General features: G+C 61.1%; 17 protein-coding genes. 16 read left to right on the top strand and 1 reads right to left on the bottom strand.

What is annotated here, in order from left to right; all coding sequences use genetic code 11:
* Positions 1-207 precede the first annotated feature (207 nt).
* The 4 genes from P3G59_RS21190 to P3G59_RS21175 all read left to right on the top strand — a co-directional run bounded on the left by P3G59_RS21190 (position 208) and on the right by P3G59_RS21175 (position 3,376).
* Positions 208-867, top strand: a complete 660-nt coding sequence (locus P3G59_RS21190) for a transglutaminase family protein (RefSeq protein ID WP_277758840.1) — start codon at positions 208-210, stop codon at positions 865-867.
* A gap of 43 nt (positions 868-910) precedes the next feature.
* Positions 911-1,534 carry a glutathione S-transferase gene (locus tag P3G59_RS21185; protein WP_277758839.1) on the top strand — a complete coding sequence of 208 codons (624 nt, stop codon included), beginning with the start codon at positions 911-913 and terminating at the stop codon, positions 1,532-1,534.
* Positions 1,535-1,667: 133 nt separating this feature from the next.
* Positions 1,668-2,600 carry an ABC transporter ATP-binding protein gene (locus P3G59_RS21180; RefSeq protein WP_277758838.1) on the top strand — a complete coding sequence of 311 codons (933 nt, stop codon included), beginning with the start codon at positions 1,668-1,670 and terminating at the stop codon, positions 2,598-2,600.
* Positions 2,597-3,376, top strand: coding sequence for an ABC transporter permease (locus tag P3G59_RS21175; RefSeq protein ID WP_008087860.1), 780 nt, complete (start codon positions 2,597-2,599; stop codon positions 3,374-3,376). Before P3G59_RS21180 ends, P3G59_RS21175 begins: the two co-directional genes overlap by 4 nt.
* A gap of 153 nt (positions 3,377-3,529) precedes the next feature.
* Here the strand turns inward: P3G59_RS21175 and P3G59_RS21170 are convergent, their stop codons facing one another.
* Positions 3,530-4,048, bottom strand: coding sequence for a DUF2062 domain-containing protein (locus P3G59_RS21170; protein ID WP_277758837.1), 519 nt, complete (start codon positions 4,046-4,048; stop codon positions 3,530-3,532).
* Positions 4,049-4,184: 136 nt separating this feature from the next.
* On the opposite strand from P3G59_RS21170, the gene P3G59_RS21165 reads away from it, so the two are divergent.
* The 12 genes from P3G59_RS21165 (at position 4,185) to P3G59_RS21110 (ending at position 15,641) form a co-directional block, all read left to right on the top strand.
* On the top strand, positions 4,185-6,419 hold the full coding sequence (locus tag P3G59_RS21165; protein WP_277758836.1) for a DNA internalization-related competence protein ComEC/Rec2: 2,235 nt from the start codon (positions 4,185-4,187) through the stop codon (positions 6,417-6,419).
* A 101-nt stretch (positions 6,420-6,520) separates the two neighbouring features.
* Complete coding sequence (locus P3G59_RS21160; protein ID WP_007908216.1) at positions 6,521-7,156, top strand: MotA/TolQ/ExbB proton channel family protein; 636 nt, start codon at positions 6,521-6,523, stop codon at positions 7,154-7,156.
* Positions 7,153-7,581 carry a biopolymer transporter ExbD gene (locus P3G59_RS21155; RefSeq protein ID WP_007908223.1) on the top strand — a complete coding sequence of 143 codons (429 nt, stop codon included), beginning with the start codon at positions 7,153-7,155 and terminating at the stop codon, positions 7,579-7,581. Before P3G59_RS21160 ends, P3G59_RS21155 begins: the two co-directional genes overlap by 4 nt.
* A complete protein-coding gene (gene lpxK, locus P3G59_RS21150) occupies positions 7,581-8,591 on the top strand; it encodes a tetraacyldisaccharide 4'-kinase (protein ID WP_277758835.1) in 1,011 nt (336 codons plus the stop codon). Before P3G59_RS21155 ends, lpxK begins: the two co-directional genes overlap by 1 nt.
* Before the next feature lie 21 nt (positions 8,592-8,612).
* On the top strand, positions 8,613-8,798 hold the full coding sequence (locus tag P3G59_RS21145; RefSeq protein WP_003174668.1) for a Trm112 family protein: 186 nt from the start codon (positions 8,613-8,615) through the stop codon (positions 8,796-8,798).
* Complete coding sequence (gene kdsB / locus P3G59_RS21140) at positions 8,795-9,559, top strand: 3-deoxy-manno-octulosonate cytidylyltransferase (protein WP_277758834.1); 765 nt, start codon at positions 8,795-8,797, stop codon at positions 9,557-9,559. The genes P3G59_RS21145 and kdsB overlap by 4 nt, the downstream gene beginning before the upstream one ends.
* Positions 9,559-10,023 carry a low molecular weight protein-tyrosine-phosphatase gene (locus P3G59_RS21135; protein WP_102900035.1) on the top strand — a complete coding sequence of 155 codons (465 nt, stop codon included), beginning with the start codon at positions 9,559-9,561 and terminating at the stop codon, positions 10,021-10,023. The genes kdsB and P3G59_RS21135 overlap by 1 nt, the downstream gene beginning before the upstream one ends.
* Complete coding sequence (gene murB, locus P3G59_RS21130; protein ID WP_277758833.1) at positions 10,020-11,039, top strand: UDP-N-acetylmuramate dehydrogenase; 1,020 nt, start codon at positions 10,020-10,022, stop codon at positions 11,037-11,039. Before P3G59_RS21135 ends, murB begins: the two co-directional genes overlap by 4 nt.
* Positions 11,040-11,285: 246 nt before the next feature.
* Entirely contained in the window at positions 11,286-11,756 is a 471-nt protein-coding gene (locus P3G59_RS21125) for a (2Fe-2S)-binding protein (protein WP_277758832.1), read from the top strand.
* Complete coding sequence (locus tag P3G59_RS21120; protein ID WP_277758831.1) at positions 11,753-14,074, top strand: xanthine dehydrogenase family protein molybdopterin-binding subunit; 2,322 nt, start codon at positions 11,753-11,755, stop codon at positions 14,072-14,074. Before P3G59_RS21125 ends, P3G59_RS21120 begins: the two co-directional genes overlap by 4 nt.
* A complete protein-coding gene (locus P3G59_RS21115; RefSeq protein ID WP_277758830.1) occupies positions 14,074-15,054 on the top strand; it encodes an XdhC family protein in 981 nt (326 codons plus the stop codon). Before P3G59_RS21120 ends, P3G59_RS21115 begins: the two co-directional genes overlap by 1 nt.
* Positions 15,051-15,641: a nucleotidyltransferase family protein gene (locus P3G59_RS21110; RefSeq protein WP_277758829.1), complete on the top strand. Its 591-nt coding sequence runs from the start codon at positions 15,051-15,053 to the stop codon at positions 15,639-15,641. Before P3G59_RS21115 ends, P3G59_RS21110 begins: the two co-directional genes overlap by 4 nt.
* Positions 15,642-15,704: the final 63 nt, after the last annotated feature.

Genomic DNA, 15,704 nt, shown 5'->3' with positions numbered 1-15,704 from the left:
CTTAGACGGCATCTGTAAAAGCGGGTGGTCAGACCAAGGTGATTGAAATCGTGGGAAACCCCGGATGGTTTTCGTAGGTTCGGTGGGCAACACGTGTGGGAAATCGTTCGCTGATCCCGCGTCTTTGCATGCAAGTTTGGCCGAAACGTCGTTATCTCTGTGCTGAAGGGGTCGCTAGACTCGGGGCTCACCCAGGAGATTGTCGTCATGCACGAGTATCTGAGTCCCGGCCGCTTCATCGATAGTGACCACCCGGCCGTGGTGGAGTTCGCCGAACTGCATCGGGGGAGCAGTCGCGATCCGCTCAAGCAGGCGATCAGTCTTTATTACGCCGTGCGCGAGGCGGTGCGCTACAACCCGTACACCTTCAGCCGCGATCCGCAGACCTTGCGCGGCAGCTATGCGCTGGCGACGGGGGAAAGTTATTGCGTGCCCAAGGCCACACTGCTCGCCGGTTGTGCGCGGCATTGCGGGATCCCCGCGCGCATTGGACTGGCCGATGTGCGCAATCACCTGTCGACCCCGCGCCTGCTCGAGTTGCTGAAAAGTGACATGTTCGCCATGCACGGTTACACCGAGCTGTACCTCAATGGACGCTGGGTCAAAGCCACGCCGGCGTTCAATCAGAAGCTTTGCGAGTTGTTCAACGTCGCCCCGCTGGAATTCGACGGCATCAACGACAGCGTTTTCCACCCCTATAACCGTGACGGTGCGCAGTTGATGGAGTATCTGGTCGACCATGGGCAATTCGCCGATGTGCCGGAAACCTTCTTCTTCGAACATCTGCAAAAGTGCTATCCGCATCTGTTCACCGACCAGCAGCCGCAATTGCTGGGCGATATGCAGAGTGATTTGAGCCGTACCTGATCCGGCGTATGCTGCCTGCCCACGCATTTGAAAAGAGGCGGTCATGCTGAAGATCTGGGGACGGAAAAACTCATCGAATGTCAGGAAGCCATTGTGGGCCGCCGAGGAACTCGGCCTGGCCTACGAGGCAATTGATGCCGGCGGCGCATTCGGCGTTGTCGACACTCCCGAGTACCGGGCGATGAACCCGAACGGTCGGGTGCCGGTGATCGAAGACGACGGTTTTGTGTTGTGGGAGTCCAACGCCATCGTCCGCTATCTGCTGGCCAGACATGCGCCCGACAGCCACTGGTATTCGACGGATCCGCGAGCCCGCGCCGTCGCTGATAAATGGATGGACTGGACCACGTCGAGTTTTGCCGGGCCTTTCCGCACCGTTTTCTGGGGTGTCCTGCGCACGCCGGCGGACAAGCAGGACTGGACGGCCATCAACGCCGCGATCAAGGAGTGCAACGAGCTGCTGAGCATGGCCGACCATGCCTTGGCCAGTCAGCCTTATCTCTCCGGGCAAGAGATCGGCATGGGCGATATTCCGTTGGGCAGTTTCATTTATGCCTGGTTCGAGATGCCCATCGAACGCGCGCCACATACGCATCTGCAAGCCTGGTACGAGCGCTTGAAGCAGCGTCCGGCTTACCAGAAAGCGGTGATGACCGCGTTGACTTAATACTTACTATCGACACACTTGACTGTACTTGTGCGGCGGCGGCAAGCACCATTGCGCTCTGGTGCTGCGGTTGTATCCCTCGCCGCCCGCCCTTATTTATCCCTTTCTTCCCTTCTTGGTGCGTAAATCAGATATGAGTTCCGCTCTGTCCATCCGGCAGCTAACCAAAACCTACGGCAACGGGTTCCAGGCCTTGAGTGGTATCGATCTGGACGTCGCCGAAGGTGACTTTTTCGCCTTGCTCGGCCCCAACGGTGCCGGCAAATCCACGACCATCGGCATTCTCTCGACCCTGGTGAACAAGACCAGCGGCACGGTGAACATTTTCGGCCATGACCTGGACAAAAATCCTGCGCAGCTCAAGCGCTCGATCGGCGTGGTGCCCCAGGAATTCAACTTCAACCAGTTTGAAAAGACCTTCGACATCGTCGTGACCCAGGCCGGTTACTACGGCATTCCGGCGAAGATCGCCAAGGAACGCGCCGAGCAGTACCTGACCCAGCTCGGCCTGTGGGACAAGCGCGATGTGCCGTCGCGCTCGCTCTCCGGCGGCATGAAGCGGCGCTTGATGATTGCCCGTGCGCTGGTGCACGAACCGCGTTTGTTGATCCTCGATGAGCCGACCGCAGGCGTCGACATCGAGCTGCGCCGTTCGATGTGGACGTTCCTCACCGAACTGAACCAGAAAGGCATCACCATCATCCTCACCACGCACTATCTGGAAGAGGCCGAGCAGCTGTGCCGCAACATCGGCATCATCGACCACGGCACCATCGTCGAGAACACCAGCATGAAACAATTGCTGGGTCAGTTGCACGTGGAAACCTTCCTGCTGGACCTGAAAAACGACTTGAACGCCGCGCCGCCATTGCTCGGCTACCCGGCCCGGTTGATCGACAGCCATACCCTGGAAGTCCAGGTCGACAAATCCATGGGCATCACGGCGTTGTTCACCCAATTGGCGCAGCAGAACATCGAAGTGCTGAGTCTGCGTAACAAAACCAATCGCCTCGAGGAGCTGTTCGTGTCCCTGGTGGAAAAAAATCTGTCGAAGGTGGCGGTATGAGTTCCGAATTCCGTCCCAATCTCGTCGCCCTTCAGACCATCGTTTACCGCGAGGTCAAACGCTTCACGCGGATCTGGCCGCAGACGTTGCTGCCGCCGGCAATCACCATGGTTCTGTACTTCGTGATCTTCGGCAATCTGATCGGTCGGCAGATTGGCGACATGGGTGGCTTCACGTACATGGAGTACATCGTGCCGGGCCTGATCATGATGTCGGTGATCACCAACTCCTACGGCAACGTGGTCTCGAGTTTCTTCGGCAGCAAGTTCCAGCGTTCTATCGAGGAATTGATGGTCTCGCCGGTGTCGCCGCACACGATTCTGATCGGCTTCACCATTGGCGGCGTGTTGCGTGGGCTGATGGTGGGCGTGATCGTGACGATTCTGTCGCTGTTCTTCACGCATTTGCAGGTGCATCACCTCGGTGTGACCATCCTCGTGGTGGTACTGACAGCAACGATCTTTTCGCTGCTGGGCTTCATCAACGCGGTGTTTGCGCGCAATTTCGATGATATTTCGATCATCCCGACCTTTGTGCTGACGCCGTTGACGTACCTGGGAGGGGTGTTCTACTCGATCACGTTGCTGCCGCCGTTCTGGCAGACCGTGTCGCTGGCCAACCCGGTGTTGCACATGGTCAATGCGTTCCGTTACGGCATTCTGGGTGTGTCGGATATCAAGATCGGCATCGCGATCACCTTTATGCTGGTGGCGACGGTGGTGCTGTATCTGGGCTGTGCACGGCTGCTGGTGAGTGGGCGCGGGATGCGTACCTGATCCACACACACACACACACACAATCCCTGTAGGAGCTGCCGAAGGCTGCGATCTTTTGATCCTGAAGGTCACAATCAAAAGATCGCAGCGTGCCGCAGCTCCTACAGATCGTGCCACACAAAACGGCCTCCCACTGTGGAGGCCGTTTTGCATTCAGCGCATGCGGTTTTTCTTGCGCCGCGCCCATTGGCGCGCCACCCACCAGCGCCAATACATCATCACCGCGAAGTAGGCGAGGGCGCCGAGTACCAGTCCCACCACCACCGAGCCCAGCAAAAACGGCTGCCACAACGTCGACAACTCGCCGCTGATCCACTCCCAGGTCAACTCATCGGGCAGATGCCGTGCGGGCACGTCCATCAACCAGGCGCCCGCTTGATAGGTGCAGAAGAACACCGCCGGCATGGTGATCGGATTAGTCAGCCAGACCAGGCTGACGGCAATCGGCATGTTGCCTCGCACGGCGATCGCCAGCGCGGCCGCGACCAGCATCTGCGCCGGGATCGGCAGGAACGCGGCGAACAAGCCGACAGCCATCGCCCGGGCGACCGAGTGGCGATTGAGGTGCCAGAGGTTCGGGTCATGCAGCAACTTGCCGAGAAAGCGTAAGGATTTGTGTTCCCTGATGTTCGTCGGGTCGGGCATGTAACGTTTGAATAAGCGCCGGGGCATAAGGCTTCTCGGTCGGTTAAGGCGGCAAGTATGTCTGGATTCTACGAAGCGCCCATTCAGACTTTGTGACAATTGTTGACGACGCTTGTGCCCGACACCCGCTATGCCTAAATGCGGGACTCTCAAGGACGGGCTTATGCGCACAGGGATGATGGCGCTCGCAGTCGGTCTGCTGGTCGCGGTTTTTATGCCGGCATTACCGCCGGTCTGGTTGATGCTGTTGTTGCCGGTGGCGGCTTTGATGCTGCTGCCGTTTCGCAGCTATCCCTTGGCGTTTTTGCTGTTTGGCTTCACGTGGGCCAGCGTCGGTGCGCAATGGGCGTTGAATGATCGTTTGCCGGTCGGGCTGGATGGCGAAACCCGCTGGGTTGAAGGGCGGGTCGTCGGCTTGCCGCAGAACAGCGACGGCGTGGTGCGCTTCGAATTGGCCGATGCGCACTCACGGCACGAAAAACTGCCGGCGCTGATGCGACTCGCCTGGTACGCCGGGCCGCCGGTCAACAGCGGCGAGCGTTGGCGATTAGCGGTCAAGCTCAAGCGCCCGGGTGGTTTGCTCAATCCGCACGCTTTCGATTACGAAGCGTGGCTGTTGGCGCAACGCGTCGGCGCGACCGGCACGATCAAGGATGGCCAGCGCCTGACCGCCGCGCGCTGGGCCTGGCGCGACAGCATTCGCCAGCGTTTGCTGAATGTGGATGCGCAGGGGCGAAATGGCGCATTGGCCGCGCTGGTGCTGGGCGATGGCTCGGGGCTCAGTCGCGAGGACTGGCAGATTCTGCAAGACACCGGCACCGTGCACTTGCTGGTGATTTCCGGCCAGCACATTGGTTTGCTGGCGGCGGTGATGTATTGGCTGGTCGCAGGGTTGGCGCGATTTGGCCTGTGGCCTTTGCGTTGGCCGTGGCTGCCATGGGCCTGTGGGCTGGCGTTCGCGGCGGCATTGGGTTATGGCCTGCTTGCCGGGTTCGATGTGCCGGTGCGGCGGGCCTGCGTGATGGTCGCGCTGGTGCTGTTATGGCGTCTGCGTTTTCGCCATCTCGGCGCCTGGTGGCCGTTGTTGCTGGCGTTCAATGCCGTGCTTTTGCTCGACCCCTTGGCGAGCCTGCGCCCAGGTTTCTGGTTGTCCTTTGCGGCGGTTGCGGTGCTGATCTTCACATTTGGCGGTCGGCTGGGCGCGTGGCGCTGGTGGCAAACCTGGACGCGGGCGCAGTGGTTGATTGCCATCGGTCTGTGCCCGGTGTTAATGGCACTGAATCTGCCGATCAGTCTTAGCGGGCCATTGGCCAACCTGTTGGCGGTGCCTTGGGTGAGTCTCGTGGTGTTGCCACCGGCATTGCTCGGAACGTTGCTGTTGCCGGTGCCGTATGTCGGTGAAGGCCTTTTGTGGCTGGCCGGCGGTTTGATTGATCTGCTGTTTCTCGCGTTGGCCGTGATTGCCGGGCAGTGGCCGGCATGGACTGCCCCCTCTGTGCCGGGCTGGGTCTGGTTGTTCGGCAGCCTCGGCGCTGTGTTGTTGCTGTTGCCGCGCGGTGTGCCCCTGCGGCCACTGGGCTGGCCATTGTTGTTGCTACTAGTGGTGCCACCACGCGAACGGCTGGATGCAGGCCTGGCCGATATCTGGCAGCTCGATGTCGGCCAAGGCCTGGCCATTTTGATTCGTACCCGCCATCACGCGTTGCTCTATGACGCGGGGCCACGCTTTGGCGATTTCGATCTCGGCGAACGGGTGGTGCTGCCCGCGTTGCGCAAGCTCAGTGTGGAAAAACTCGATCAGATGCTGCTGAGCCATGCGGACGCCGATCACGCGGGTGGCGCTCTGGCGATCATGCGCGGTTTGACCGTCGCTCATGTGATCAGCGGTGATCCGGCGGCGCTGCCCGCGCAATTGGGCGCCGAAGCCTGCGAAAGCGGCCGACAATGGCAGTGGGACGGCGTGCGTTTTGAGCTCTGGCAGTGGGTGGATGCTCGCGACAGCAATCAGCGTTCGTGCGTGTTGCAGATCGAGGCCAATGGCGAGCGCCTGCTGCTGACCGGCGATATCGACACCCACGCCGAACGCTTGCTGCTCGACAGTCCACTGGCTGTGCCGACGCACTGGCTGCAGTCGCCCCATCACGGCAGCCGCAGTTCATCGTCTATGGCGCTGCTCAAGGTCTTGAAGCCTGAGTCCGTGCTGATCTCGCGAGGCCATGGCAACTCTTTTGGCCATCCGCACCCGACCGTGCTGGCGCGTTATCACAAACTGGGCCTGCGCATTTACGACAGCGCCGAGCAGGGTGCCATTCATCTGCAACTGGGTACCTTCAAGGCGCCGCGCACGATGCGTCATCAACGGCGTTTCTGGCGTGATCCGCCCGCGCTGGCCCGTTGATCGGGACGTGGGCGAATGGGGCATCACGGTCGTCGGGGCGGCGGGTCTTAATCGTCAATCGGTATGGTAAAGTGGCGCACTTTTTCGAGGGGACTGTCACTGTGTGGGAATTGGTCAAATCCGGCGGCTGGATGATGTTGCCGATCATTCTGAGCTCCATCGCGGCCATGGCGATCGTCGCCGAACGCCTGTGGACCCTGCGCGCCAGTCGCGTCACCCCCGAGCATCTGCTGGGCCAGGTCTGGGTCTGGATCAAGGACAAACAGCTCAATAAAGAAAAACTCAAGGAATTGCGCGCCAATTCGCCGCTGGGGGAAATCCTCGCCGCGGGTCTGGCCAACTCCAAGCATGGTCGCGAGATCATGAAGGAGTGCATCGAAGAAGCCGCCGCCCGGGTGATTCACGAGCTCGAACGCTACGTCAATGCGCTGGGCACGATTGCCGCCATGTCGCCGTTGCTGGGGCTGCTCGGCACGGTGTTGGGCATGATCGACATTTTCAGTGCCTTCACCGGTTCAGGTATGACCACCAACGCTTCGGTATTGGCCGGCGGTATCTCCAAAGCGCTGATCACCACGGCGGCGGGCTTGATGGTCGGTATTCCGGCGGTGTTCTTCCACCGGTTCCTGCAACGCCGCATCGATGAACTGGTGGTGGGCATGGAACAGGAAGCGATCAAACTGGTTGAAGTGGTGCAGGGCGACCGTGACGTCGATCTGGCCGAGGGCCGCGCGTGAAATTCCGTCGCAAGCCTCGGGAAACCATCGACATCAACCTCGCATCGCTGATCGATGTGGTGTTTATCCTGCTGCTGTTTTTCGTTGTGACCACCACGTTTACCCGTGAAACCCAGTTGCGCGTCGACCTGCCGGAAGCGGTCAGCGGCTCACCGGCCGAAGACCAGCAGCTCAAGCAGATTGACGTGGCCATCAGCGCCGAAGGCGTGTTTTCGGTGAACAACAAGATTCTGCCGAAGAATGATCTGGCGACCCTGATGGAAGCCATGCAGAAAGAGTCCAACGGCGACACCAACATGCCGTTGTCGATCAGTGCCGATGGCAAGACTCAGCATCAATCCGTGATCACCGCCATGGACGCGGCCGGCAAGCTCGGTTTCAGCCATCTGCGCATGACCACGGTCGAGGCGGCGCCGAAATCCTGATGAGTCTGTCCGATCGTTTGCTCGCCGCGTGGTATCAGGGGCACCCGGCCCTGACGTTGCTGCGGCCGTTGGAGTTGTTGTACCGCCGCGTGGTGGTCAACAAACGCCAGCGCTTTCTCGACGGTGAAGGTGAGATCTATCAGCCACCGGTGCCGTTAATCGTCGTCGGCAACATCACCGTGGGTGGCACCGGCAAGACACCGATGATTCTCTGGCTGATCGAGCACTGTCGGCGTAGCGGTTTGCGCGTCGGCGTGGTCAGCCGTGGTTACGGGGCCAAACCGCCGCAACTGCCGTGGCGCGTCGAGGCCGATCAAGCCGCCGACATTGCCGGAGACGAACCGTTGCTGATCGTCCAGCGCACCGGCGTGCCGCTGATGATTGACCCCGATCGCAGCGCCGCCGTCAAAGCCTTGCTCGCCAGCGAACCGCTGGATCTGATCCTGTCGGATGACGGCATGCAGCATTATCGCCTGGCGCGAGATCTGGAACTGGTGCTCATCGATGCTGCCCGTGGTCTGGGCAACAAGCGTTGTCTGCCGGCCGGGCCCTTGCGTGAACCGATCGAGCGCCTGCAAAGCGTGGATGGTGTGCTGTTCAATGGTGCCACTGAAGATCGTGACGACGGCTTCGCTTTCCGTCTGCAACCGACGGCGCTGGTCAACCTGCGCAGCGGCGAGCGCAAAACGCTGGATCATTTTCCGCCCGGTCAGAGCGTGCACGCCGTCGCCGGGATTGGTAATCCGCAACGTTTCTTCAATACCCTCGAAGCGCTAGACTGGCGCGCAGTCCCCCATGCGTTTGCCGACCACGCTGAATACAGCGTGCAAGCCTTGAATTTCACACCGTCATTGCCGTTGGTGATGACCGAAAAGGACGCGGTGAAGTGCCGCGCTTTTGCTGCTGCCGACTGGTGGTATCTGGCGGTCGATGCCGTGCCGTCGCCGGCCTTCGTGGCCTGGTTTGACACGCAGCTGATGCGCCTGTTGCCCGATCGGCTTTTGCCTTAACTCTTTACTCAGGGAATGTTCATGGACACCAAATTGCTCGATATCCTCGCGTGCCCGATCTGCAAAGGCCCGCTCAAGCTCAGCGCCGACAAGACCGAGTTGATCAGCAAGGGTGCCGGTCTGGCGTACCCGATCCGCGATGGCATCCCGGTCATGCTCGAAAGCGAAGCCCGCACCCTGACCACCGACGAGCGTCTGGATAAATGACCACTGCCTTCACCGTTGTCATCCCGTCACGTTTCGCCTCGACCCGTCTACCGGGCAAACCGCTGCTGGACATCGCCGGCAAGCCGATGATCCAGCACGTCTGGGAACAGGCGAGCAAAAGCAGCGCCAGCCGCGTGGTGGTGGCGACTGACGATGCGCGCATCGTCGAGGCCTGCAAGGCTTTTGGCGCCGAAGTGGTGCTGACCCGTGAAGATCACAATTCCGGCACCGATCGTCTGGCCGAAGTCGCCGCGAAACTGGGCCTTGAGCCTGACGCGATCGTGGTCAACGTGCAGGGTGATGAGCCACTGATTCCACCGAGCGTGATCGATCAGGTCGCTGCCAATCTGGCTGCCCACACCGAAGCGCGCATGGCCACGCTGGCCGAGCCGATTGAGGACGTGGACACCCTGTTCAATTCGAACGTGGTCAAGGTCGTCAGCGACCTCAATGGTCTGGCGCTGACCTTCAGCCGTGCAACCTTGCCGTGGGCACGCGATGCCTTCGCCAAGAGCCGCGAGCAATTGCCCGAAGGCGTGCCTTACCGTCGCCATATCGGCATTTATGCCTACCGCGCCGGTTTCCTTCAGGACTTCGTGAGCTGGGGGCCGTGCTGGCTGGAAAACACTGAATCCCTCGAGCAACTGCGTGCCCTGTGGCATGGCGTGCGGATTCACGTCGCCGACGCGCTGATTGCGCCGCCAACCGGCGTCGACACCGTTGAAGACCTCGAGCGCGTTCGTCGCCTGCTGGAGGCCTGATGCGCGTTCTGTTTGTGTGCCTGGGCAATATTTGCCGTTCGCCCACGGCCGAGGGCGTATTACGCCACAAACTGCGTGAAGCGGGGCTGGCGGATCAGGTCGAAGTGGCCTCCGCCGGCACAGGCGATTGGCACGTGGGCAATCCGCCGGACAAACGCAGCCAGGCCGCTGCCAAAGTGCGCGGTTATGACCTGTCGGCGCAACGCGCGCAGCAGGTCAGCCGAGCCGATTTCGCCAGTTACGACCTGATCCTGGCGATGGACAACAGCAACCTGCGCAACCTCAAGGCGCTGCAACCGTCCACCGGCAAGGCTGAACTGGATCTGTTCCTGCGCCGTTATGCCGGGTTGGTCGATGAAGTGCCGGATCCCTATTACGACGGCGATCAGGGTTTCGAGCAGGTGCTGGACCTGATCGAAGCGGCCTGCGACCAACTGTTGATCGAAGTGAAGGGCCGGTTATGAGTTTGCAGGTGCAACCCCAGGTTTCCCTGAAACCGTTCAACAGTTTTGGCGTCGATGTTCGCGCGCAACTGTTCGCCGAAGCCCATAACGATGCCGATGTTCGTGAAGCGTTGGCGTATGCCACGGCTCACGAGGTGCCGTTACTGGTGATCGGCGGTGGCAGCAACTTGCTGCTGACCGCTGATATTCCGGCGCTGGTGCTGCGCATGGCAACGCGCGGGATTCGGGTGATCAGCGATGACGGTAACCGTGTGGTGATTGAGGCGGAAGCGGGCGAGCCGTGGCATCCGTTTGTCCAGCACACATTGGCGCTGGGCTTTTGCGGACTGGAAAACCTCAGTCTGATTCCCGGCACTGTCGGCGCGGCACCGATGCAGAACATCGGCGCTTACGGCGTCGAGATCAAGGATGTGTTTGCCGGATTGACCGCGCTGGATCGCCAGACCGGCGAGCTGCGCGACTTCAGCCTCGAAGAATGCAACTTTGCCTACCGCGACAGCCTGTTCAAACAGCAGCCTGGGCGTTGGCTGATTCTGCGCGTGCGCTTCAAACTGGATCGCGTCGCGCATCTGCATCTGGAATACGGTCCGGTGCGTCAGCGCCTGACCGAGCAGGGGATCGAGCAGCCGACAGCCACCGACGTCAGTCGCGCGATTTGCAGCATCCGCAGTGAAAAACTGCCGGACCCTGCGGTGCTTGGCAATGCCGGCAGCTTCTTCAAGAATCCGCTGGTGTCGGCGGCCATCGTCGCGCAGATCAAGGCACAGCATCCGGATGTGGTGGCTTATGCGCAACCGGACGGGCAGATGAAGCTGGCGGCAGGTTGGCTGATCGAGCGTGCCGGCTGGAAAGGCTTCCGCGAAGCCGATGCCGGTGTGCATAAACTTCAGGCGCTGGTGCTGGTCAATTACGGCGCCGCGACCGGGCTGCAATTGTTCGATCTTGCGCAACGTATCCAGAAAGACATTGCAGAACGTTTCAATGTCGACCTGGAAATGGAGCCCAACCGCTATTGAGGCTACGCTTTCCAAGCGCCATCCAGAGCCCTGCACTGATGAAAAAGTGCAGGGCTTTTTTGTTAACGCTGGGTTAACTAAGCGAGCTAACGATAACCGTCATTTGCTCCACCAAAGGCCCGGTGCAGACGTTCGCGTCGGCACAAGAGAGCCTCATTAGCCTGAGTCGATCTGCGTGAACCACCGCCGATTCAACGGCGGCAGATTGCTCGACCCCATAACCACCAAAAATATGCGGGCGTGCCCATGATTACCCTGAAACTCAATGGCCAAGACCATTCACTCGATGTTACGGAAGACATGCCGCTGCTCTGGGCGATCCGCGACGTTGCTGGTTACAACGGCACCAAATTCGGCTGCGGCATGGGCCTGTGTGGCGCGTGCACCATTCACATCGACGGTTTGCCGGCGCGCAGTTGCATCACGCCGATCGGCACGGTGGTCGGCCAGAACGTCACCACCATCGACAACCTGCACGCCGACCCGGTGGGTCAGGTAGTCCAGCAAGCCTGGCTCGACAGCGCGGTCGCGCAATGCGGTTTCTGTCAGGGTGGGCAGATCATGTCGGCCACGGCGTTGCTCAAGACCCACCCGAACCCGAGCGACGAGCAGATCGAAGAAGCCATGGTCGGCAATATTTGTCGCTGCGGCACCTACAACCGAATCAAAACCGCGATTCGTCAGGCTTCCACTCACTTGAAGGAGGCCAAGGCATGAGTCGCCTTCCGAATGATTTCGCCCTGAGCAACCTCAGTCGTCGCGGTTTCCTCAAAGGCGTCGGCGCCACCGGCGCACTGGTATTGGCGGCGAGTTGGGGTTGGCAGGATGCGTTGGCTGAAGACAAACCGAAGCAGTTCGGCGCCGATGGCATGCCCAATGGCTGGATCGATGATCCGAAGGTCTACGTCAGCATCGCCGCCGACGGCACGGTCACCGTTGTGTGCAACCGTTCGGAAATGGGCCAGGGCGTGCGCACCAGTCTGACCATGGTTGTCGCTGATGAGCTGGAGGCCGATTGGGCGCGCGTCACGGTGCAGCAGGCGCCGGGCGATGAGGTGCGTTTCGGCAACCAGGACACCGACGGTTCGCGCAGCATGCGGCACTGGTACGAGCCGATGCGGCGTTGTGGCGCTGCCGCGCGGACCATGCTCGAGCAGGCCGCCGCCGCGCAGTGGAAAGTGCCTGTGGGCGAATGCCACGCGCAGTTGCACAAGGTGATTCACCAGCCGTCCGGTCGTGAGCTGGGCTATGGCGAGCTCGCCGCCGCAGCCAGTGCATTGGCAGTACCGGCACGGGACAGATTGCGTCTCAAGCAACCGTCGGCGTTTCGCTACATCGGCAAGGAAGGCAGCAAGGCCATCGACGGCGATGACATCGTCAACGGTCGTGCGGTGTACGGCGCCGATGTGCATTTCGATGGCATGTTGTACGCGACCATCGCCCGCCCGGCGGTGTACGGCGGCAAGGTCAAATCGCTGGACGACAGCGCCGCGCTGAAAGTCCCCGGCGTAGTCAAAGTCATCCAGATCGAAAGCCGTCCACTGCCTTCGGAGTTTCAGCCATTGGGCGGCGTGGCCGTGGTGGCCAGCAATACCTGGGCGGCGATCAAGGGCCGCGAAGCGCTGAAAATTGAATGGGACGATGGGCCGAATGCCAGTTATGACTCGATCGCCTATCGCAAGGAACTCGAAGCCGCGTCGCTGAAGCCCGGCAAAGTGGTGCGCAACACCGGTGATATCGATAAGGCCCTGAGCGGTGCTGCCAGTACCCTCGAAGCTTCCTACTATTTACCGCATCTGGCCCAGGCGCCAATGGAACCAATGGTCGCCATCGCCCGCTACAAGGACGGCGTTTGCGAAGCGTGGGCACCGAGTCAGGCGCCACAAGTCACCCGTGAACGCATTGCCGAGCGTCTTGGGTTGCCGTTCGACAACGTCACCTTCAATGTCACGCTGCTCGGCGGCGGTTTCGGGCGTAAATCCAAGCCGGACTTCGTCGTCGAGGCGGCGATCCTCGCCAAGGAGTTTCCGGGTAAAGCAGTGCGGGTGCAGTGGACGCGTGAAGACGACATCCACAACTCGTATTTCCACACCGTGTCTGCCGAATATCTGAAGGCAGGTGTGGGCAAGGACGGCATGCCCTCCGGCTGGCTGCATCGCACTGTGGCGCCGAGCATCACCGCGCTGTTCGCGCCGGGCATGAACCATGAAGCCGCGTTCGAACTGGGCATGGGCTTTACCAACATGGCTTACGCGATTCCCAATGTGCGCCTGGAAAACCCTGAGGCCACCGTGCACACGCGGGTCGGCTGGTATCGCTCGGTGTCGAACATTCCCCATGGTTTCGCGATCCAGAGTTTCGTCGATGAACTGGCGCACAAGGCCGGCGAAGATCCGCTCAAGTACCAGATCAAACTGCTCGGCCCGGATCGCCAGATCGACCCGCGCACGTTGAGCGAGGAGTGGAACTACGGTGAATCTCCTGAGCGTTATCCGATCGATACCGGGCGCATGCGCACCGTGCTGGAAACCGCCGCCAAGGCTGCCGGTTGGGGGCGCAAGCTGCCCGAGGGGCGTGGTCTTGGCCTGGCGGTGCATTACAGCTTCGTCACTTACGTGGCGGCGGTGATCGAGGTCGAGGTCAAGGGCGACGGCACGCTGATCGTGCATAAGGCGGACATTGCCGTGGACTGCGGGCCGCAGATCAACCCCGAGCGCATTCGCTCGCAGTTCGAGGGTGCTTGTGTGATGGGCCTTGGTAATGCGGTGCTGGGTGAAATCAGCTTCAAGGACGGCAAGGTGCAGCAGGACAACTTCCACATGTACGAAGTGGCGCGCATGTCGCTGGCGCCCAAGGACGTTGCCGTGCATCTGGTGACACCGCCGGGCGACGTACCCTTGGGCGGCGTCGGCGAGCCGGGCGTACCGCCAATTGCCCCGGCCTTGTGTAACGCGATCTTCGCCGCCACCGGCAAGCGTATTCGCAATCTGCCGGTGCGTTATCAATTGCAGGGCTGGCAGAAGGCAGACGCCTGATGGACAGCGTCGATCTTAACGTTCTGCGCAGCGTGCTCGAATGGCGCCGCGCCGGGCAGCGGGTGGTGCTGTTCACCGTGGTGCAAACCTGGGGCACCGCGCCCCGGGCGCCCGGCGCCATGCTGGCGTTGCGCGAGGATGGCGTGGTGATCGGTTCGGTGTCGGGCGGGTGTGTCGAGGATGACTTGATTGCCCGCCTGCACGACGGCCGGATCGCCACCGACGGGCCGCCGGTGCAGTTGATTACTTACGGCGTCACGCGAGAGGAGGCGGCGCGCTTTGGTCTGCCTTGCGGCGGTACGCTGCGGCTGACCGAAGAGCGCGTCGGTGATCCGGCATGGGTGGCCGAATTACTGGCCCGTTGCGAAGCTCACGAAATCGTCGCGCGCGAGTTGAGCATCGACACGGGTGAAGTGGTTTTGACGACGGCGAGCAAAACCGATTCGCTGGCGTTCGATGGCAAAAATCTGCGCGCAATCTACGGGCCGCGCTGGCGTCTGCTATTGATCGGTGCCGGGCAGTTGTCGCGCTACGTCGCCGACATGGCGCGGCTGCTGGATTTCGAGGTGCTGATCTGCGATCCGCGCACTGAGTTTGTCTACGGTTGGGAGGAGCATCACGGCCGTTTCGTCCCGGGCATGCCGGATGACGCGGTGCTGAGCATCCAGACCGATGAGCGCACAGCGATTGTCGCGCTGACTCATGATCCGCGTCTGGATGACATGGCGCTGCTGACGGCGCTGGATTCGCCAGCCTTTTATGTCGGCGCCCTCGGTTCGCGGGTCAACAGCCAGAAGCGTCGGGAAAATCTGGCTCAGCTAGGCTTGTCAGCAGCGGCTATTGATCGTTTGCACGGCCCGATCGGTCTGCACATCGGCAGTCATTCGCCGGCGGAGATTGCCTTGTCCTTGCTGGCGGAAATCGTCGCGATCAAGAACGGCGTCGCGTTGAAACAGAAGAAGACACTGGAGGGCGCATGAGTCGATCCATTGCAGTGATTGTGCTGGCGGCGGGTGAGGGCAGCCGCTTTCGCCAGGTGGCGGGTGCCGATAAGGACAAGTTGCTGGCGGACTGCACCGGGCGGGATGGCGCGGTGCGCTCGGTGATTGAGCAGGTGCTGGTGAATCTGCCGGCCAGCCTCGACACGCGCGTGCTGGTGACGACCGAGGCGCGGCCGCAGGCAATGCGCATGGCGCAGGCTTATGGCTGCGACGTTGTCTCGATCGAATCGACCGGAATGGGTGACAGCATTGCCGCCGGGGTCGCCGCTTGTGCGGATGCGGATGGCTGGTTGATTGTCCTTGGCGACATGCCGTTTATCTTGCCGTCGAGTATCGAGCGGGTGGTCGCGGCCATGGCTGACGATGCGGTGAGCGTGCCGGTGCAGGATGGCGAGTTTGGTCATCCGGTGGGGTTTGGGCGTTCGTTTGGTCCGGGGTTGCAGGCGTTGAACGGTGATCGCGGGGCGAGGCCGTTGTTCAAGCAGGGCAGGGTGGTGGAAGTGGCGGTGGATGATCCTGGGGTGTTGTGGGATATCGATGTACCGCAGGCGTTGATTTTCAAATAACAGCAAGATCAAAAGATCGCAGCCTTCGGCAGCTCCTACATGTGATCGTATTCCGATGTAGGA

Source organism: Pseudomonas sp. A34-9 (assembly GCF_029543085.1).
Lineage (GTDB): Bacteria > Pseudomonadota > Gammaproteobacteria > Pseudomonadales > Pseudomonadaceae > Aquipseudomonas.
This window is presented reverse-complemented; position numbering and strand designations above follow the sequence as displayed.

Excerpts from the sequence above, each read along its gene's own strand:
- P3G59_RS21120 (WP_277758831.1), top strand. The coding sequence starts at position 11,753 with ATGAGTCGCCTTCCGAATGATTTCGCCCTGAGCAACCTCAGTCGTCGC.
- P3G59_RS21110 (WP_277758829.1), top strand. The coding sequence starts at position 15,051 with ATGAGTCGATCCATTGCAGTGATTGTGCTGGCGGCGGGTGAGGGCAGC.
- lpxK (WP_277758835.1), top strand. The coding sequence starts at position 7,581 with ATGAGTCTGTCCGATCGTTTGCTCGCCGCGTGGTATCAGGGGCACCCG.
- P3G59_RS21175 (WP_008087860.1), top strand. The coding sequence starts at position 2,597 with ATGAGTTCCGAATTCCGTCCCAATCTCGTCGCCCTTCAGACCATCGTT.
- P3G59_RS21190 (WP_277758840.1), top strand. The coding sequence starts at position 208 with ATGCACGAGTATCTGAGTCCCGGCCGCTTCATCGATAGTGACCACCCG.
- murB (WP_277758833.1), top strand. The coding sequence starts at position 10,020 with ATGAGTTTGCAGGTGCAACCCCAGGTTTCCCTGAAACCGTTCAACAGT.
- P3G59_RS21125 (WP_277758832.1), top strand. The coding sequence starts at position 11,286 with ATGATTACCCTGAAACTCAATGGCCAAGACCATTCACTCGATGTTACG.
- P3G59_RS21135 (WP_102900035.1), top strand. The coding sequence starts at position 9,559 with ATGCGCGTTCTGTTTGTGTGCCTGGGCAATATTTGCCGTTCGCCCACG.
- P3G59_RS21185 (WP_277758839.1), top strand. The coding sequence starts at position 911 with ATGCTGAAGATCTGGGGACGGAAAAACTCATCGAATGTCAGGAAGCCA.
- P3G59_RS21165 (WP_277758836.1), top strand. The coding sequence starts at position 4,185 with ATGCGCACAGGGATGATGGCGCTCGCAGTCGGTCTGCTGGTCGCGGTT.
- P3G59_RS21180 (WP_277758838.1), top strand. The coding sequence starts at position 1,668 with ATGAGTTCCGCTCTGTCCATCCGGCAGCTAACCAAAACCTACGGCAAC.
- kdsB (WP_277758834.1), top strand. The coding sequence starts at position 8,795 with ATGACCACTGCCTTCACCGTTGTCATCCCGTCACGTTTCGCCTCGACC.
- P3G59_RS21115 (WP_277758830.1), top strand. The coding sequence starts at position 14,074 with ATGGACAGCGTCGATCTTAACGTTCTGCGCAGCGTGCTCGAATGGCGC.
- P3G59_RS21170 (WP_277758837.1), bottom strand. The coding sequence starts at position 4,048 with ATGCCCCGGCGCTTATTCAAACGTTACATGCCCGACCCGACGAACATC.
- P3G59_RS21145 (WP_003174668.1), top strand. The coding sequence starts at position 8,613 with ATGGACACCAAATTGCTCGATATCCTCGCGTGCCCGATCTGCAAAGGC.